This window comes from Kitasatospora sp. NPDC023176, assembly GCF_055560495.1.
The window spans coordinates 36,562-55,865 of sequence record NZ_JBVHIP010000037.1 but is presented as its reverse complement, the minus strand read 5'-3'; the positions used below and the strand labels follow the sequence as shown (position 1 = coordinate 55,865).

Annotated in this window: 7 protein-coding genes; all 7 read right to left on the bottom strand. The window is 75.3% G+C overall.

Annotated elements, in window-relative coordinates; genetic code table 11:
• Nucleotides 1-6: 6 nt before the first annotated feature.
• Nucleotides 7-735, bottom strand: a complete 729-nt coding sequence (fabG, locus tag ACZ3YL_RS34845; protein WP_465661358.1) for a 3-oxoacyl-ACP reductase FabG — start codon at nt 733-735, stop codon at nt 7-9.
• Nucleotides 732-1,913, bottom strand: coding sequence for a beta-ketoacyl synthase N-terminal-like domain-containing protein (locus ACZ3YL_RS34840; RefSeq protein ID WP_465661356.1), 1,182 nt, complete (start codon nt 1,911-1,913; stop codon nt 732-734). Before ACZ3YL_RS34840 ends, fabG begins: the two co-directional genes overlap by 4 nt.
• Nucleotides 1,913-3,187: a beta-ketoacyl-[acyl-carrier-protein] synthase family protein gene (locus ACZ3YL_RS34835; RefSeq protein ID WP_465661354.1), complete on the bottom strand. Its 1,275-nt coding sequence runs from the start codon at nt 3,185-3,187 to the stop codon at nt 1,913-1,915. The genes ACZ3YL_RS34840 and ACZ3YL_RS34835 overlap by 1 nt, the downstream gene beginning before the upstream one ends.
• A 48-nt stretch (nt 3,188-3,235) precedes the next feature.
• Complete coding sequence (locus tag ACZ3YL_RS34830; RefSeq protein ID WP_465661352.1) at nt 3,236-3,484, bottom strand: acyl carrier protein; 249 nt, start codon at nt 3,482-3,484, stop codon at nt 3,236-3,238.
• Between the two features lie 262 nt (nt 3,485-3,746).
• Nucleotides 3,747-3,950: an MbtH family protein gene (locus tag ACZ3YL_RS34825; protein ID WP_188304733.1), complete on the bottom strand. Its 204-nt coding sequence runs from the start codon at nt 3,948-3,950 to the stop codon at nt 3,747-3,749.
• Between the two features lie 31 nt (nt 3,951-3,981).
• Nucleotides 3,982-11,259 carry an amino acid adenylation domain-containing protein gene (locus tag ACZ3YL_RS34820; RefSeq protein ID WP_465661350.1) on the bottom strand — a complete coding sequence of 2,426 codons (7,278 nt, stop codon included), beginning with the start codon at nt 11,257-11,259 and terminating at the stop codon, nt 3,982-3,984.
• Nucleotides 11,256-19,292 carry an amino acid adenylation domain-containing protein gene (locus tag ACZ3YL_RS34815; protein WP_465661348.1) on the bottom strand — a complete coding sequence of 2,679 codons (8,037 nt, stop codon included), beginning with the start codon at nt 19,290-19,292 and terminating at the stop codon, nt 11,256-11,258. The genes ACZ3YL_RS34820 and ACZ3YL_RS34815 overlap by 4 nt, the downstream gene beginning before the upstream one ends.
• Between the last annotated feature and the right edge of the window lie 12 nt (nt 19,293-19,304).

The window sequence follows — 19,304 nt, the reverse complement described above, 5'->3', positions numbered from 1 at the left end:
GGACCATCAGAACGTGCCGCCGCCGTGGATCTCGAAGACCGACCCGCTGATGTAGGCCGCCCGGTCGGACAGCAGGAAGGAGACCAGATCGGCCACCTCCTCCGGCTTGCCGACCCGGCCGAGCGCGACGCTCCCCAGCATCCGCGCCAGCGCGGCCTCGGACATGTCGCCGACCATGTCGGTGGCGATCAGGCCCGGGGCGACCACGTTGGCGCGTACACCGCGCGGGCCGCACTCCTTGGCCAGGGACTTGGTGAAGCCGATGATCCCGGCCTTCGAGGCGGCGTAGTTGGCCTGGCCGACGTTACCGTAAATGCCCGACACCGACGACAGGTTGACGATCACTCCGCTGCGGCGCTTGCTCATCGCGAAGGCCGCCGCGCGGCACACGTGGTAGACCCCGTCGAGGTTGGTGCGCAGCACCTGGTCCCAGTCGGTCTCGGGCATCAGGATCACCGGGCGGTCCCTGGTGATCCCGGCCGAGGTGACCGCGGCGTCCACCGGGCCGAGTTCGCGCTCGGTGCGGGCGAACCAGTCGCGGACCTGGGCGGAGTCGGCGACGTCGCACTGGGTCGCGGTGATCCGGGTGCCGGACTCCCCGGCCTCCTTGACCAGGCGCTCGGCGGCCTCGGCGTTGGAGTGGTAGCAGAAGGCGACGTCGTAGCCGTCCCGGGCGAGGCGCAGCACGACGGCCCGGCCGATGCCCCGGGAACCGCCGCTGACCAGGGCGATCATGCCGGCACTCCGTTCGTGGTGGTGGCGGTGGCGGTGGTGGTGGTGGCGGCGGGGCTCAGCAGACGCAGCACCGCGCAGCCCACCGCGCCGTCCCGGTCGACGGCGGTGACCAGGGCGATCCGGCCCGCCGCGGCCGGCTCGGCCTCGGCGGCGCCGAGCAGCGCCTGGATCTGGAAGGTGGCGGCGGCCGCGCTGGTGTCACCGAGCAGGGCCATGGACGGGACGGCGGTGAGCGCCTCGGCCGGCAACAGCGCGGCCAGCGCCGCCTGTTCGGCCCGGCCGGCCGCGGTGGGCGCGGCGCTGGGCACGGCGGCCCACACCTCCTCGGGGGTGGCGCCGGCCCGGGCCAGGGCGCGCCGCACGCAGGCGGTGACCGCGGCGCCCGGGTCGTCGTCGATGTCGACCCTGGTCTCGATCGCCAGCACGGCGGCCAGCGGCGGGTGCTGGGCGGTGCCGGCCGGCTCGACCACCAGCAGGCCGCAGCCCTCGCCGAGCAGCGGGGCCGGGTCGCCGGGGGCGACGGCGGCGTGCTCGATCCAGGCGTGCGCGGCGGAGAACTCCTCGGCCGAGCCCACCAGGTACTTGGTCGCCCGGCCCTGGCCGAGCAGCCGGCGGGCGTAGTTGAGCGCCAGCAGTCCGCTGACCCGGCCGCCCGCGACGGTGGTGTTGGGGCCGGTGAGCCCGTGCCGGATCGCGGTGGCGCCGGCGGCGTGGTTGAGGCTGCCGAAGGGGATCCGGCCGGCGTCCACGTGGAAGGGCAGCGCGTTGGTGTACGACTGCTTCAGGAAGTTGGTGACGTTCTCCAGGCTGCCCATCGAGATGCCGAGGACCACGCCGGTGCGCTCGTCGGTCGCTACCACCCGGTTGCCCTCGGCGTCGTTCAGCAGGCCGTCGGAGGCGACCAGGGTGAGCGCGGTGAGCCGGTCCATCTTGGCGGTGCCGGTCGGGCCGAGCAGGCCCTTGATGTCGAAGCCGGGGACCAGGCAGACCTCGGGCGAGGGCAGCGGTCCGTAGGCCTCGGCCGGTTCGACGGCGGTCCGGGCGCCGGAGCGCAGGCCCTCCGTGAAGGCCCGGCGGGTCAGGCCGTACGGCGAGACGGCGGACCAGCCGGTGATCACCGGGGTCTCGGGGGCCACGCGGGTCTCGGCGGCCTCGGGGGCGCGGGTGGTGGTGGTCATCAGCGGACTCGCTCTCCGTACGTGCCCAGGATCAGGATGGCGTTGTTGCCGGCGAAGGCGCTGGAGTTGTTCTCCACGATCCGGACCTCGGCGTCGATCGCCCGGTTGGGGACGACGTCCAGCGGGCACTCCGGGTCGGTCTCCCGGTGGTTGATGGTCGGCGGGATGAACTGGTGCTCGATGGCGATGCTGCAGGCGATCGCGCCGAGCGCGCTGGCGGCGCCCATCGAGTGGCCGAGCATCGACTTCACGGCGACGGTGCGCGGCGGGGTGTCGCCGAACACGTCCAGGATCGCGGCCGACTCCGTGCGGTCGTTGGCCTTGGTGCCGGTGCCGTGGGCGGAGATGAAGTCGATCTCGTCGCGCTCGACGCCGGCGTCGTCCAGGGCGAGCCGGATGCCGCGGGCGATGCCGTCCCGGTTGGGGGCGGTGGCGTGGGCGGCGTCGCAGCTGAGGCCGTAGCCGAGCACCTCGGCGTAGATCCGGGCGCCGCGGGAGAGCGCGGACTCCAGACTCTCCAGGACGAGGATGCCGGCGCCCTCGCCGGTCAGGATGCCCTGGCGGTCGCGGTCGAACGGCCGGACCACGTCCGGGGTGAGCGCGCCGAACCGCTTGAACAGGGCGAAGGCCTTGCGGCAGACGGCGTCGGCGCCGCCGCACAGCGCGAGGTCCACCTCGCCGGAGCGGATCGCGTCCAGGCCGTAGCCGATCGAGTAGTTGCCGGCCGCGCAGGCGGTGGTGATGGTGGTCGGCTCCACGTTCGGCATCCGCAGCTCGCGGGCGATCACCGTGGTCAGCCGGCCGGCGTTGATCCGGCGGGACAGCACCGGGTCGATCGCCTTCGGGTCGCCGGCGGCCAGTTCCTGCTCGACCAGCAGCCCGATGTCGTGGGACTCGCCGTCGGTGGTGCCGACGCTGATCACGGCCTGGCGCTCGCCGAGGTCCGCCTCGGTCAACCCGGCGTCGTCCGCCGCCATCCGGGCCGCGGCGACGGCGAACTGCCCGGCCCGGCCCATCTCCTCGAGCGGGACCCGGTGGATCCAGCGCTCCGGCTCGAAGTCCGGCACCTCGCAGGCGGTGTTCTGGCCGAAGCCCTCGGTGTCGAAGCGGGTGATCGGCCGGGCGCCGGAGCGGCCGGCCCGCAGCCCCTCGGTGTACTCCGCGACGCCCGTGCCGATGCTGGAGATCGCCCCGAGGCCGGTGAGGACGACCCGGCGGCGCCCGGCCGGGGTGCCGGACCGGGGGGCCGCTGGTGACTGTGCGGTGGAGTCCATGGGACCTCTCCTTGAGCGTGGGGTGACGGGAGGGAGGTGCGGGGTGGGCTACCAGCCGGCCGCGACCGCCGTCACCTGGTAGGTGGCCTCCACGTTCACCATCTTCGGCAGCTCGTTCATGTCGATGACGATGGAGTACTCCATCTCCAGCGCGCTCAGCACGTCGATCAGCTTGAGCGAGTCGGCGCCCAACTCGTCGACGAACAAGGCGGTGTCGGAGAACTCGGTGTGTACGTCGATGTTCTCGGCGATGATTTCTCGGATACGGGTGAGGCGCTCCGGCGCAACCGTCGTCATGCTCGTTTCCTCCGTTTTTCCAGACACCCGGAATGTGCTTCCGGCCAGAAAACTAATCAGCGCCGATGACGGGTCGATGACGTCCAACTGACTGTTCACTGACGGAGGTTGGCGGCGGCGAAAAGGCCTGGTGGCGGGGGTGGCCGGGGACGCAGAACGGCCGCCCGCCGCACCGCGTGGACGGGGGCTCCACGGGTGCGGCGGGCGGCGTCGGCGGGGCCGGTCCGCGGGGAATGCGAATTCCCGGCGGAGGCCTACGGGTTCAGTCCTGCCGTTGCAGGCTGAGCGGGCGCAGATCGGTCCAGTTGGCCTCGATGTGGGCGACGGCGGTGGCCCGGTCGGTGGCGTCCAGCGTCACCGACCAGCCGGACGGGACGGCGGCGAAGGACGGCCAGAGGGAGTGCTGGCCCTCCTCGTTGACGAGGACGAGGAAGGTGCCGTCTTCGCGGTCGAAGGGGTTCGCCATGCTGGTGCGCTCCTGTCGGTGGTTCGTGGGGTCACTGGTGGTCGGGGGCGGCGAGGGCCGCTTCGAGGACGGCCCCGATCGCGGCGGCCGGTCCGGGTCGCAACAACTGCTGGTGGCCGGCGTCCACGTCGTGCGCGTGGACGGCCGAACCGATGTACGGCGCCCAGCTCTTGAGCTTGAGGGCGCGCTCCTCCGGGGTGGGACGGCGGGGGCCGCCGGCGGCCACGAAGAGGGTCATCGGGCAGTCGTCGAGGCGGTTCGGGGTGAACCGCTGGAAGAGTTCGAGGTTGTTGCGCATGACGGCCAGCAGGCGTTCCAGCAGGCCGGGCCCGAGGCCGGCCAGCGGGCCGGGGGTGCGGGCGAGGTGGGCGGCCACGCTCCGGGGGGTGAGCGGGGCGGGGGCACCGGGGTCACCCGGGTCGACGGGGACGACGGGGGCACCAGGGATGACGGGGTCGACGCCGGCCTCGGCCAGGAAGTCGGCGAGGAACTCGGCGTCGCTCGGCCGGACGCCGTCGGCGTCGTCGGGGTAGGCGTCCAGGTTGGCCAGCAGGGCCACCGGTTCGCCGGCGGCGCGCAGCCGGACGGCCATCTCGTGGGCGACCATGCCTCCGTAGGACCAGCCGAGCAGGTGGTAGGGGCCGTGCGGCTGGATCGCCCGGACCCGGGCCAGGTACTCCTCGGCGACCCCGCCGAGGTCGGTGGGCAGCGGGCCGTCGTCGGACAGCCCGCGGGCCTGGAGGCCGTACACCGGGCGGTCGGGGTCGAGGTGCTCGGCGAGGGCGGCGAAGGGCAGGGCGAAGCCGAGGCCGCCGTGCACGCAGAACAGCGGGGGGAGGCTGCCGGTGGGCCGGATCGGCAGCACGGGGGCGAGCGGGTCCAGGCCGGTCGCGGAGCCGGCGGCGGGTTCGGCGCCGGCGGGTTCGGCGGTGGCGGCCAGGGCCTCCAGGGTGCGGTGCTCGAAGACCGCGCCGAGGGTGAGCGGCAGCCCGGCCCGGGTGGCCGCGTTGACCAGCCGGATGGCCTTGAGGCTGTCCCCGCCGAGGGCGAAGAAGGAGTCGTCCGGTCCGGCGGCCGGCAGCTCCAGCACCTCCTGGACGGCCGCGCAGAGCAGGCGTTCGGAGGCCGTCCGGGGCGGGCGGGTCGAGGCGGGGGCGGCGGCCGGCGCGGGCAGGGCGCGGACGTCCAGCTTGCCGTTGGCGTTCAGCGGCAGCTCGGGCAGCGCGGCGTAGGCCTCCGGGACGAGGTGGCCGGGCAGCGAGCGGGCCAGGTGGCGCCGCAGCTCGGCCGGTTCGGGCACCGGGCGGCCCTCGGCGGGCACCAGGTAGGCGACCAGCCGGCGCTGGCCGGCGGCGTCGGCGGGGGCCAGCACGGCGGCCCGGGCGACGGCCGGGTGGGCGGCCAGCAGGCGTTCCACCTCGCCGAGTTCGACCCGGTGGCCGCGGATCTTGACCTGCTGGTCGGCCCGGCCGACGTACTCGATCCGGCCGTGCCGGTCCCAGCGGACCAGGTCCCCGGTGCGGTACATCCGGGTGCCGGGCGGGCCGTACGGGTCGGCGGTGAAGCGCTCGGCGGTGGCCCCGGGCCGGTTGAGATAGCCGCGGGCCAGGCCCGGGCCGGACAGGTACAGCTCGCCGACCACGCCGCGCGGCACCGGTTGGAGCGCCTCGTCCAGGACGTACGCGCCGGTGTCGCCGATCGGCAGGCCGATCGGGACGGTGCCGTCGGCGTGGGCGAGGTCCTGGTCGGTGGCGAAGGTGGTGGCCTCGGTGGGGCCGTAGACGTGGAGGACGGTGGTGCCGGGCAGCGCGGCGCGCAGCCGGTCCAGGTGGTCCCGGGAGTGCGCCTCGCCGCCGGTGAGCAGGGTGCGCAGCGGGGCCAGGGCGCGCGGGCGGGTGTCGGCCAGGGTGTTGACCAGCTGGGTGGTGAGGAAGGCGACCGTCACCCCGGCCCGGGCCAGGAAGTCCGCCAGGGCCTCGGGGTCGGCGGGGCCGGGCGGCTGGACGGCCAGCCGGGCGCCGTGGGCGAGCGGGCCCCAGATCTCGAAGGTGGAGGCGTCGAAGGCCACCGGCGCGAAGTACAGGAAGGTGTCCTCGGCGGTGGGGGCGAGCTCCGGCAGGCCCCGCACCAGGCGGACGGCGGCGCGGTGGGTGACCGCGACGCCCTTGGGCCGGCCGGTGGAGCCCGAGGTGTGGATGACGTACAGCAGGTCGTCGGGGTGGACGGTGACCTCGGGGGCGGTGGCCGGCCGGGCGGCCAGGTCGGCCTCCGTCGCTGGGTCGTCCAGGACCAGCGGGCGTACCTGCGGGGGCAGTTCGAGGCCGGTCAGGGAGCGCTGGGTGAGCAGCAGCCGGGCGCCGCTGTCGGCGAGCATGTGGTGGACCCGCTCGGCGGGGTACGAGGGGTCGATCGGCAGGTAGGCCGCGCCGGTGCGGGCGATGGCCAGCAGGGTGCGCACCACGGCGGGGCCGCGCTCCAGGCGCAGGGCGACCAGCTCGCCGCGGCGGGCGCCGTGGGCGGCGAGCAGCCGGGCGAGGCGGTTGGCCTGGGCGTCCAGTTCGGCGTAGCTGGTGCGCCGGAGCCCGTCCGGTCCGGCGTGGACCAGCGCGACGGCCTGCGGGGTGGCGGCGATCCGGCGGTCGACCAGGGCGGTGACGGTGTCGGGCGGCCCGGTTTCGCCGAGCCGGCCGGTGCCGAGGGCGAGCAGTTCGGCCCGCTCCTCGGGGGCGATCAGCGGCAGCCGGGAGAGCGGGGTGGCGGGGGCGGCGAGGGCGGCGGCGAGCAGCCGCAGGTAGCACTCGGTGATCCGCCGGGCGGTGGCGGCCTCGAAGAGGTCGGTGCGGTACTCCAGGGTGAGTCCGAAGGCCGGGTCGTCCGGCTCCTCGGTGACCTGGAGGAAGAGGTCCCACTTGGCGGTGCCGGTCGGGACGGGTTCCGCGCTGACGGTGAGTTCCGGATCCGGGGCGGGGGCCGGACCAGGGCGGTGGTGGCCGATCATCACCTGGAACAGCGGGTGCCGGGCCGTCGAGCGCTCCGGGTTGAGCACCTCGACCAGCTTCTCGAACGGCAGCTCCTGGTGCTGGTGCGCGGCCAGGTCGGACTCGCGGACCCGCTCGGCGAGTTCGCGGAAGGCCGGGTCGCCGGAGGTGTCGGTGCGCAGCACCAGGGTGTTGACGAACATGCCGACCAGGTCGTCGAGCTGCTCGTCGGTGCGGCCGGCGATCGGGCTGCCGAGCGGGATGTCGGTGCCCGCGCCGAGCCGGGTGAGCAGGGCGGCGAGGGCGGTGCGCAGCAGCATGAAGGGGCTGACCGACCAGTCGGCGGCGGTGCGGCGCAGCCGTTCGGCCAGCTCCGGGGGGACGGTGCTGCGGTGGGCCGCGCCGCGGTGGTCGGTCCGGGGGCCGCGCGGGTGGTCGAAGGGCAGTGCCAGCTCCGCCGGGAGGTCGCGCAACCGATCGGTCCAGTAGTGGAGTTGGCGGGAGGTCCGGCTGTCCGGGTCGTCCTCGGTGCCGAGCAGCGCCTGCTGCCAGAGGGTGTGGTCGGCGTACTGGACGGGCAGGGGCGGGAGTTCGGCGGGCCGGCCGTCGCGGCGGGCCAGGTAGCAGGCGGTGAGGTCCCGGGTGAGCGGGGCGAGCGACCAGCCGTCGGCGGCGATGTGGTGCAGCACCAGGGAGAGCACGTGCTGCTCCGGTCCGAGGGCGAAGAGCCGGGCGCGCAGCGGCAGTTCGCGGTCCAGCCGGAAGCCCCGGGCGGCCTCGGCGGCGAGCGCGGCGGGCAGTCCGGCCTCGGTGCTGCGGCTGACCGGGAGCGGCAGGGTGGCCTCGGCGGGGGTGAGCACCCGCTGCTCGGCGGTGGGTTCGGTGCCCCGTCGGGGGAAGACGGTGCGCAGCGCCTCGTGCCGGGTCACCACGTCCTGGAGGGCGGCGGCCAGGGCGAGGGTGTCGAGGCGGCCGGAGAGCCGGACGGCCAGCGGGATGTGGTACAGCCCGCCGGGGGCGCCCAGTTGTTCGACGAACCAGAGCCGCTGCTGGGCGGGGGAGAGCGGGAGGACGGCCGGGCGGGGGCCCGCGGTGAGCGGGGTGCGGCGCGGGCCGGCGGCGCCGGGCAGCCGCTGGGCGAGCCGGGCGGGGGTGGGGGCCTCGAAGAGGTCCCGGACCTGGAGTTCGGCGCCGAGTTCGGCCCGGACGCGGTTGACGATCCGGGCGGCGAGCAGCGAGTGGCCGCCGAGGGCGAAGAACTCGTCGTCGGCGCCGACCTCGGGCAGCCCGAGCACCTCGGCGAAGACCGCGCAGAGCAGTTGTTCCCCGGGGCCGTGCGGGGCGCGGGCGGAGGTGGCGTAGACGGGTGCGGGCAGGGCGCGCCGGTCGAGCTTGCCGTTGCCGGTCAGCGGCAGCGCGGGGAGGGTGACCACGGCGGCGGGCACCATGTGCTCGGGCAGCCGTTCGGCGGCGAACGCCCTCAGTTCGGCGGGGAGTTCGGTCTGGTCGACGGGGAGTCCGGCGCGGTCGGCGGCGGCCGGGACGACGTAGGCGACCAGCCGTTGGTCCCCCGGGCGGTCCTCGCGGGCCAGCACGGTGGCCTCGGCGACCAGCGGGTGCCGGCCGAGGACGCTCGCGATCTCGCCGGGCTCGATCCGGAAGCCGCGCAGTTGGACCTGCTCGTCGATCCGGCCCAGGTACTCCAGGGTGCCGTCCGGCCGCCACCGGCCGAGGTCGCCGGTGCGGTACATCCGGGCGCCGCCGCCTTCGAACGGGCAGGCGACGAAGCGTTCGGCGGTCAGCGCGGGGCGGCCGAGGTAGCCGCGGGCCAGGCCCGGGCCGGCCACGTACAGCTCGCCGGGCACCCCGGCCGGGACCGGCCGCAGGGCGCCGTCCAGCAGGTACGTCCGCAGGTCGGGGAGGGCGCGGCCGATCGCGCTGCCGCCCTCGGCCGGCTCCGCGGTCAGCTCGTGCGCGGTGACGTGCACGGTGGTCTCGGTGATGCCGTACATGTTGACCAGCCGCGGCGCGTCCTGGGGGTGCCGGGCGTACCAGTCGGCCAGCTTGCCGTGGTCCAGCGCCTCGCCGCCGAACACCACGGTGCGCAGGGCGAGTTCGCGCGGGCGTTCGGCGTCGGCGCGGATCAGCTGGTAGAAGGCGGACGGGGTCTGGTTGAGGACGGTCACCCGCTGGGCGGCGAGCAGTTCCAGGAAGGCCTCGGGGGAGCGCGAGACGTCGTACGGGACCACGACCAGCCGGCCGCCGTACAGCAGGGCGCCCCACAGCTCCCAGACCGTGAAGTCGAAGGCGATCGAGTGGAACAGCGTCCAGACGTCCCGCGGGCCGAAGCCGAAGCGCCGCTCGGTGGCGTCGAGCAGCCGGACCACGTTGCGGTGCGGGACCACCACGCCCTTGGGGCGGCCGGTGGAGCCGGAGGTGAAGATCACGTACGCCGGGTGGTCGGGGCCGACGGCGGTGGCGGGGGCGCCGGCCGGGGCGACGGCGAGGGCCGCGGTGGTCTGCGGGGCGTCGAGGTCGATCCTGGGGAGGCCGGGGGTGTCGGGCAGCAGGCCGGTGGCGGTGAGCAGCAGGGCGGGGCGGGCGTCGGCCAGGGCGTGGCCGGTCCGTTCGGCCGGGTGGGCGGGCTCCAGCGGCAGGTAGGCGGCGCCCGCCTTGAGGACGGCGAGGACGGCGACGACCAGGTCGGCGCCGCGCGGCAGGGCGACGGCGACGAAGGACTCGGGGCCGGCGCCGTGCGCGATCAGCAGGTGGGCCAGCCGGTTGGCGCGCTCGTCCAGTTCGCGGTAGCTGAGCTCGGCGTCCGGCGCGGTGACCGCGACGGCATCCGGGGTGCGGGCGGCCTGCTCGGCGAACAGGGCGGGGACGGTGGTGCGGCGGGCCGGCGGGGTGTGCTCGGCGGGGGCGTGCCGCGGGCCGGCCGGGGTGGCGGCGCCCTCGGGTGCGCCGAGGCGGGCGAGCAGGGTGTGCGGGTCCTCGGCGACCCGCGCCAGGACGTCCACCAGCCGGTCGAGCAGCCGTTCGGCCTCGTCCGTGCCGAACACCGAGACCCGGTGGCCGAGTTGGAGGTCAAGCCGGTCGCCGGGGAAGACCGTGAGGCTCAGCGGGTAGTGGGTGGCGGAGAGGATGCGGGCCGCGCTGACGGTGCCGCCGGACTCCCGGTACAGCGCCGCCTCGTCCATCGGGAAACTCTGGAAGGCGAGCACGGTGTCGAACAGCTCGCCGCGCACCCCGGAGGCGGCCTGCACCTCGGCCAGCGGCAGGTGCTCGTGCGGCATCATCGCCAGCTGCTGCGCGGCCAGCGCCGCGAACAGTTCGCTCGCCCGGCGGTCCGGGCGCAGTTCGGCGCGCACCGGCAGGGTGTTGGCGAACAGCCCGATCATCGACTCGACCTCCGGCACCTCGGCCGGGCGGCCGGAGGTGACCGAGCCGAACACCACGTCCTGCCGGCCGGTGAGCCCGCCGAGCAGCAGCGCCCAGCAGCCCTGGACCACGGTGTTCAGGGTGAGGCCCTGGCCGCGGGCCCAGCCGGCCAGTGCGGCGGTGTGCCGCTCGCTGAGCAACCGTCGTGCGGTGGCGGGGAGTTCGTTCGACGGGCTGCTCGGCGGCAGGACCCGCACCGGCCCGTCCAGGTCGCCCAGCAGCTCCGCCCAGGCGGCCCGGGCGGCGGTGTGGTCGCGGCCGTTCAGCCAGGTCAGGAAGGACCGGTACGGCGCGGGCGCGGGCAGCGAGGCGGCGCCGGCCGGATCGCCCAGCAGGCCCAACTCCCTTACGGCGAGCGGGAAGGACCAACCGTCCAGGACGATGTGGTGCACCGACCACAGGAAGCGGTGGCGCCCCTCGCCGAGCCGGATCAGGGTGAACCGCATCAGCGGCGGCCGGGCCAGGTCGAACCGGCGCAGCCGGTCCTCCTCGGTCAGCCGCCGGGCCTCGGCCTCCCGCTCGGCCTCGGGCAGGTGGGTGAGGTCCCGCAGCTCCCACTGCGGCTCGGTGTCCTTGAGCACGACCTGCACCGGTTCGCCGTTCTTGCGGTGGCGGAAGCAGGCCCGCAGGTTGGGGTGGCGGTGCAGCAGGGCGGTGCCGGCGGTGCGCAGCCGGGCGGCGAGCCGCTCGCCGTCGGCAGCGCCCGGGCCGTCCAGTTCGGCGACCAGCTGGAGGGTGTACAGGTCGGGCGCGGTCCGGTCGTAGGAGGAGAGGAACAGCAGGCCCTGCTGGAGCGGGGAGAGGGGCAGGACCTCGCTGATCTTCCCCCTGGTGGCGGGGGCGGCAGGGGCGGGGACGCCGGATGGGCTCTTTCTCGGGCCGGTCGTCACGACAGCTCCTCGTTCAACTCGATTTCCAGATCGGCCAGTTCGTCGTCCGACAGCTCGATCAGACTGCCCGCGGGCTCCGCCTGGGCGGATTCGGCGGCCTCCGCTCCGGCCTCCTCGGCGATCCGGGCGAGGGCGGCGGCGGTCTTGTGGGTGAAGACGTCCCGGGTGGTGAGGGTGAGGCCGGCCTTGCGGGCGCGGCTGACCACCTGGATGGAGCGGATGCTGTCCCCACCGAGGGTGAAGAAGTCCTCGTCGATGCCGACGGCGGCCGTTCCCAGCACCTCGGCGAGGATGGCGCAGAGGATCCGCTCCGGTTCGGTGCGCGGGGCCCGGCCGGCGGTCTGGTCGGCGGTCGCGTCGGGCAGGGGCAGGGCCTTGCGGTCGAGCTTGCCGTTCGGGGTGAGCGGCAGGGCGTCCAGGACCAGCCAGGAGGCCGGGATCATGTAGCCGGGCAGCAGTTCGGCCAGCCGGTCGCGGATCCGCTCGGGGTCGACGCCCGGGCCGGTGAGGTAGCCGACCAGCCGGGGGTTGCCGGAGGCGTCGGGGAGGACGGTGACGGCGGCGTCGGTGACCGGGTCGAGGGTGCGCAGGACGGCCTCGATCTCGCCGGTCTCCACCCGGCGGCCGCGGATCTTGACCTGGTGGTCCCGGCGCTCGATGAACTCCAGCTGCCCGTCGGGGCGTTGGACGACCAGGTCGCCGGTGCGGTACATCCGGCAGCCCTCGCCGGCGAAGGGGTCGGCGAGGAAGGTGGCGGCGGTGCGGGCCGGGTCGTGGAGGTAGCCGCGGCCGACGCCCGCCCCGCCGACGTACAGTTCGCCGGGCACGCCGACGGGGACCGGTTGGAGTTCGTCGCTGAGCACATAGAGCCGGGTGTTGCGGACCGCGCCGCCGATCGGCACCCGGGCACCCGGCTGGTCGCCCTTGCGCAGCACGGCGTGGGTGACGTCGTCGGAGCACTCGGTCGGGCCGTAGGCGTTCATCAGCGGGACGTCCGGGTGCCGGTCGTGCCAGCGGCGGCAGAGGTCGGCGGGCAGCGCCTCGCCGGTGACCATCAGCCAGCGGAGCGAGGGCAGCCGGGGCGCGTCGCCGTCGAGGTCCCAGGCGTCCAGGGCGGCCCGCAGCAGCGAGGGGACGACCTCCAGGACGGCGACGCCCTCGTCCTGGACCAGCGCGAACAGCGCGTTGGGGTCGGCGGCCGTACCCGTCCCGGAGACCCGGACGCTGCCGCCGACGACCAGCGGCGCCAGCATCTGCCAGACCGAGACGTCGAAGGTCAGCGGGGCGTTCTGGACGACCGTCTCACCGGCGGCCAGGTCCAGGTCCCCGACCTTGGCCCAGAGGTGGTTCATCATCCCGGAGCGCTGGACCATCGCGCCCTTGGGGCGGCCGGTGGAGCCGGAGGTGAACATCACGTACGCGAGGTCCGCCCCGGTGCCGACCGGCTCGGGGAGGGCCGTCGCGGGAAGTGCCGTCGTGGTGAGGGCCGTCCCGGGGAGTGCCGTCGGGGTGAGCGCCCCCGCCAGGTCGAGGACGGTGGCCGAGGTGCCGTCCGGCGCGGTGCAGCCGGCGCCGAGCAGCAGGTGGGAGGCGCCGCTGTCGGCCAGCAGGGCGGCGTTGCGGGCGGTGGGCGCGGCCGGGTCGAGCGGCAGGTAGGCGGCGCCGGCGCCGAGGACGCCGAGCACCCCGGTGACGAAGGGCGCGCCGGGTTCGGCGAGCATCGCGACCACCGAGCCGGTGCCGGCCCCGGCCCCGGCCAGGGCCGCGGAGAGGCCGCCGGCCGCCGTGACCAGCTCCCGGTAGCTCAGTGGGCCGTGGTCGTCCGTGACGGCGACGGCCTCCGGGGTGCGCTCGGCCACCGCGCGGACCCGCTCGACCACGCCGAGGCTCTCCTCGGGGAGCGAAGGGTCCCAGTCGCCGAGCAGTCCGCCCAGCTCGCCGGGGGTGGCGGTGCCGGTGAGGTCGGTCGGGGCGGTGACGTCGATCCGGGCCAGCGGCAGGTCCGGTCGTTCGGCGACGGTGCGCAGCAGGTGCAGCAGCACGGTCGCGATCCGCTCGACCCCGGCCCGGTCGAACAGCTCCGGGTGGTGGTCCAGCCGCAGGCTGAGCGCCTCGCCGGGGTGCACCACCAGACTGAGCGGGTGGTGCCGGGCGTCCAGGGCCTCGGCGCGGACCACCCGGGGGCCTGCGTCGCCGGTGGCCAGGTGGCGTTCGTCCAGCGGGAAGTTCTCGAACAGCACCACGGTGTCGAAGGCCTCGCCGGTGAGCCCGGCGGCCTGGTGGATCGCGGCGAGTCCGAGGTGCTCGTGCGGGAGCAGCGCGCTCTGCTGCTCCTGGAGGGCGTGCAGCAGTTCGGCGAGGGTGGTGCCGGGGGCCAGCCGGGCCCGGACCGGCACGGTGGTGAGGAACATGCCGATCATCGACTCGACCTCGGGCACCTCGGCCGGGCGGCCGGAGGTGACGGCGCCGAACAGCACGTCCTGGCGGCCGGTGAGCCGGCCGAGCAGCAGCGCCCAGCAGCCCTGGACCACGGTGTTCAGGGTGAGGCCCCGGCCGCGGGCCCAGTCGGCCAGCGCGGCGGTGTGCTCGGGCGGCAGCTCGGTGCGGACGGACCGCGGCAGCGCGGGGACCCGGGACGGGTCGGCGGGGACCACCAGGGTCGGGCCGTCGAGCTCGGCCAGTGCCCCGCGCCAGGCGGTACGGGCGGCCTCGCGGTCCTGGGCGGTGAGCCAGGCGAGGTAGTCGCGGTAGGGGGCCGGGTCGGGCAGCGCGGCGGGGACCGGAGCGACGGGCGCGCCGTCCGGGCCGGGCGCGGCGGGCTCGGCAGGCGCGGTGGGAGCGCTGAGCGCGAACAGTTCGCGGACCAGCAGCGGCATCGACCAGCCGTCGACCAGGATGTGGTGGCTGGTCCAGACGAAGCGGTGCCGGTTCTCGCCGTGGGTGAGCAGGGCGAAGCGCAGCAGCGGCGGGTCGGTGAGGTCGAAGCGGCGGGTGCGTTCGGCCTCGGTGAGCCGGTCCAGCTCGGCGGCCCGGGCGGGCTCCGGGAGTTCGGTCAGGTCGGTGGCCAGCCAGGGGAGCCGGGCGTGCCGGGGGACGACCTGGACGGGTTCGCCACCGGCCCGGGCGTGGAAGGCGGCGCGCAGGTTGGGGTGGCGGTCGAGCAGGGCCTGGCCGGCGGCGCGCAGCGCGGCCGGGTCGAGGTCGCCCTCGATGTCGGCGACGATCTGCAGGGTGTAGACGTCGACGTCCTGCTCGGTCGTGGCGTCGTGGTCGGCGTGGAAGAGCATGCCCTGCTGGAGCGGGGTGAGCGGCAGGATGTCGGCCAAGGCGTTGCCGGCGGCAGCGAGTCCGGCCTCGTACTCGTCGATCTCGGACTGGTCGAGCCGGACCAGCGGCAGGTCGGAGGGGGTGTGGCCGCCGGGGCCGGGGTGGCGGGCGAGCAGTTCCAGGGCGCGGAACCAGGTCTGGGCGATGTCCCGGGCGGTCTCCTCGGCGACGGTGCGGCCGGCCCAGGACCAGTTGGCGACCAGGTGCGGGCCGTCCGGCCGGTCCTCGGTGGCCGGGGTGACGTCCAGCAGGTGCGGCAGCGGCAGGTCCGGGTGGGCGCCGGTGCCGACCACGCCGTCCCCGCCGGCCGGCTCCCAGTGGGCGCTGCGCCGGGCGTCGAAGCGGCCCATGTAGTTGAAGCCGAGCTGCGGCCCGGTCCGGCCGGCCAGCAGCCGGGCGGAGTGCGGGTTGAGGTGGCGCAGCAGGCCGTAGCCGACGCCCCGGTCGGGCAGGGCGCGCAGCTGTTCCTTGATCCGCTTCAGGGCGGTGGCCAACGCGGGCCCGCCGGACCACAGTTCGTCCCAGTCGGGCGTGCCGGGATCGAGCCGGACGGGGAAGGCGGCGGTGAACCAGCCGACCGTGCGGGAGAGGTCCAGGTGGTCGCTGAGCTGCTCGCGGCCGTGGCCCTCCAGCTCGATCAGGGTGCCGGTGCGGTCGGGGTGGCCGTGGCGGCGGCGCCAGTCGGCGACGGCGATCGCGAGGCCGGTCAGCAGCACGTCGTTGACCTCGGCGTGGAAGGCCGCCGGGACGTCGGTGAGCAGCGGGCCGGTGACCTCGGGGCCGAGTTCCAGGCGCAGGGTGCGCCGGGTGCCGTACACGTCGGTGGCCGGGTCGAGCCGGTGGCTGCCGATCAGCGGGTCCGGGCCGTCCAGGATGCTCTGCCAGAGGGCGAGTTCGGCGCCGCGGTGCTGAGTGCGGGCCTGCTCGGCGAGCAGCCGGGACCAGGCCCGGTAGGAGGTGCCGACCGGGTCCGGGGCCGGGGCGCGGCCCTCGGCGAGCGCGGTGCAGGCGGCGGCCAGGTCGGGCAGCAGGATCCGCCAGGAGACGCCGTCGACGACCAGGTGGTGGGCGCCGAGCACCAGGTGGGCGCTGTCGGCGCCGGGCGCGGCGGGGATCAGGACGGCCTGGAGCATCACCGCGTCGGCGGGGGAGAGCCGGGCGAGGGCCGCGGTGGCCTGCCGCTCGGCGAAGGCGAGCACATCGGGCCGCTCGGACTGCTCGGACTGCTCGGACTGGTCGGACTGGTCGGGCTCCGCGGTGGTCGCCAGCCGGGCGCCGGCCAGGGCGCCGGCCGGCAGCACCTCCAGCTGCCAGAGCCCGGGGGAGGGCTCGGTGGCCCGGGTGCGCAGCGCGTCGTGGTGGTCGACCAGGGCGTGCAGGGCGGTGTCCAGCCGCTCGACGTCCAGGTCGACGGGGACCTTGACCACCACGTACTGGCCGTACGAGGACACCGGGCCGTCCAGGCTGCCGGTGTCCTGGTTCAGCTGGGCGCTGATCGGGGTGAGGTCGTACGGGCCGGTGCCGTCCTCGCGGTCCTCGGCGACGGGCTGGTCGGCGGTGCCGCCGCCCGCGATCCGGGCCAGGGCGGCGACGGTCTTGTGGGTGAACATGTCCCGGGTGGTGAACAGCAGTCCGGCCTTGCGGGCGCGGCTGACCACCTGGATGGAGCGGATGCTGTCCCCGCCGAGGGCGAAGAAGTCCTCGTCGATGCCGACGGCGGTGGTGCCGAGGACCTCGGCGAGGACTTCGCACAGGATCCGCTCGCGTTCGGTGCGCGGTCCGCGGCGCTCGGCCTGCTGCGTGGGGTCGGGCTGGGGTAGGGCCTTGCGGTCGAGCTTGCCGTTCGGGGTGAGCGGCAGGGCGTCCAGGACCAGCCAGGAGGCCGGGATCATGTACGCGGGCAGCAGCTGGGCGAGTTCGGCCCGCACCTGGCTGGGCCGGACGCCCGGGCCGGTGAGGTAGCCGACCAGCCGGGGGTTGCCGGAGGCGTCGGGGAGGACGGCGACGGCGGCGTCGGTGACGGTGTCCAGGCCGCGGAGCGCGGCCTCGATCTCGCCGGTCTCCACCCGGCGGCCGCGGATCTTGACCTGGTGGTCCCGGCGCTCGATGAACTCCAGCTGCCCGTCGGGGCGTTGGACGACACGGTCGCCGGTGCGGTACATCCGGCAGCCCTCGCCGGCGAAGGGGTCGGCGAGGAAGGTGGCGGCGGTGCGGGCCGGGTCGTGGAGGTAGCCGCGGCCGACGCCGGCGCCGCCGACGTACAGCTCGCCGGGCACGCCGACGGGTACCGGCTGGAGTTCGTCGCTGAGCACGTAGAGCCGGGTGTTGCGGACCGCGCCGCCGATCGGGACCCGGGCGTCGAGTTCGTCGTCGACCGCGATGACGGCGTGGGTGACGTCGTCGGAGCACTCGGTCGGGCCGTAGGCGTTCATCATCGGGACGTCGGGGTAGCGGTCGTGCCAGCGGCGGCAGAGGTCGGCGGGCAGCGCCTCGCCGGTGACCACCAGCCATTGCAGTTCGGGGAGTCCGGGCGCGTCGCCGTCGAGGTCCCAGGCGTCCAGAGCGGCCCGCAGCAGCGAGGGGACGACCTCCAGGACGGCGACGCCCTCGTCCTGGACCAGCGCGAACAGCGCGTGCGGGTCGGCCGCGGTCTCCACGCCGGTGACCCGGACGCTGCCGCCGACGACCAGCGGCGCCAGCATCTGCCAGACCGAGACGTCGAAGGTCAGCGGGGCGTTCTGGACGACCGTCTCACCGGCGACCAGCTCCAGGTCGTGGACCTTGGCCCAGAGGTGGTTCATCATCCCGGAGCGCTGCACCATCGCGCCCTTGGGGCGGCCGGTCGAGCCGGAGGTGAACATCACGTACGCGAGGTCGGATCCGCAGCCCAGCGAAGGGAGTTCGGTGGTGCAGTCGGCGTCCGAGGGCTCGGCCAGCGGCAGGACGGTGGCCGAGGTGCCGTCCGGCGCGGTGCAGCCGGCGCCGAGCAGCAGGTGGGAGGCGCCGCTGTCGGCCAGCAGGGCGGCGTTGCGGGCGGCGGGGGCGGCCGGGTCGAGCGGCAGGTAGGCGGCGCCGACCGCCTGGACGGCCAGCACCCCGGTGACGAAGGGCACGCCGGGCTCGGCGAGCAGCGCGACCACCGATCCCCGGCCGGTGCCCGCGGCGGTCAGCCGGGCGGCCGATCCGGCGGCCCGCGCCAGCAGCCGGCGGTAGGAGACCTGTTCACGGCCGTCCCGGACGGCCGGCGCGTCGGGCCGCTCGGCGGCGACCGCGCGCACCCGCTCCACCAGGCCCTGGTCGGGGGCGGCCGTACGGTCCCAGTCGCCGAGCAGTCCGAGCGGCTCGCCGTCCGCGCCCAGGCCGATCCGGCCGAGCGGGCGGTCGCCGGGCATGGTGGCGAGGATGCCCAGGAAGGCCGAGAACCGGGCCAGGTGGGTGGCGAGTTCGGCGGCGGTGTAGAGGGCGGGATTGCCGTCGAGGTGCAGTTCCACCGTGCCGTCGTCGGCGTTGAGGACGGTCAGGATGAGGTCCTTGACGATGCCGGTGGAGAGGTTGACCACCAGGCCCCGGCAGTCCGGGCCGAAGGCCAGTTCCGGGTCCTGGGCGAGCACGTTGATGAACGGTCCGAAGGGGCGCTGGTCGTCGATCCGCAGACCGATGTCGCGACGGATCCGGTCACCGCGGTAGCGCTGGTGCTGGAGGGCCCCGGCGACCTCGCGCCAGGCCGCGCGCAGCAGTTCGGTACGGGTCAGCTCCGGCCGGATCCGGACGGCCAGCGGCAGGTAGTTGGCGAGCATCCCGGGGATCGCCCGGCTGACCGCGCCGACCCGGCCGGTGACCGGCAGGGTGAGCAGCGGCGCCGTGACGCCGGTGACCCGCTGGGTGTAGGCGGCCATCGCGGCGACCATCAGCACCGGCAGGGTGACCTTGCCGTCCTGGGCCAGGGCGTGCAGCGCGGTGGTGGTCTCCGGGGAGAGCCGGACGGTCTCCCGCAGGGCGACCCGGGCGGGGGCCGGCTCCTGCTCGGAGAGCGAGACCAGTTCGGGCCGCGGGCCGTACCGCTCGGAGGTGAGCCGGTCGGTCCAGTGGTCGCGGTCCTTGCCGACCATCTTGGAGTCGAGGTAGCGGCGTTCGGCCTCCAGCAGCTGGTGGAACGGCGGCATCGCGCCGTCCTCCGGCTCCGGCGTCCCGGCCCCGGCGCCCAGCCGGCCGTAGAGCCCGGCGAGCTTCGGGTAGAGCAGCCCGCGGCTGAAGCCGTCCGCGAGGATGTGGTGCATGCACAGGTAGAGCAGGTGGTGTTCGGGGCCGAGCCGGATCAGCGCGCCGCGGAACAGCGGGAAGTCGGTGATCTTGATCGGGTCGGCGTGGTCCGCCCGCATCCACCGTTCGGCCGCCGCCGACGGCTCCGGGTCGCCGGTGAAGTCCAGCCGCTTCAGCGGGAGCTGGGCGAGCGGGCGGATGATCTGGCCGGGCCCGCCGTCCTCCTCGACGAACTGCACCCGCAGCGCCTCGGCCTCGTGGCCCAGCTGCCCCAGGGCCCGGCCGAGCAGCTCGGGGTCGAGCGGCCCGCGCAGGTCGATGTAGTCCGCCATGTTGTAGGCCAGCGGCCCGGCGGCGAACTGTTCGTCGAACCAGATCTCGGCCTGCGCCGCGGTGAGCGGCAGGACCGCGCCCCGGTTCGTCGTCGTTGCTTCGTGCTCCGTCATCCCTGCCCCAGC

Coding starts and splice junctions, on each gene's coding strand:
- ACZ3YL_RS34815 (WP_465661348.1), bottom strand. CDS start 19,292: ATGACGGAGCACGAAGCAACGACGACGAACCGGGGCGCGGTCCTGCCG.
- ACZ3YL_RS34830 (WP_465661352.1), bottom strand. CDS start 3,484: ATGACGACGGTTGCGCCGGAGCGCCTCACCCGTATCCGAGAAATCATC.
- ACZ3YL_RS34835 (WP_465661354.1), bottom strand. CDS start 3,187: ATGGACTCCACCGCACAGTCACCAGCGGCCCCCCGGTCCGGCACCCCG.
- ACZ3YL_RS34840 (WP_465661356.1), bottom strand. CDS start 1,913: ATGACCACCACCACCCGCGCCCCCGAGGCCGCCGAGACCCGCGTGGCC.
- ACZ3YL_RS34825 (WP_188304733.1), bottom strand. CDS start 3,950: ATGGCGAACCCCTTCGACCGCGAAGACGGCACCTTCCTCGTCCTCGTC.
- fabG (WP_465661358.1), bottom strand. CDS start 735: ATGATCGCCCTGGTCAGCGGCGGTTCCCGGGGCATCGGCCGGGCCGTC.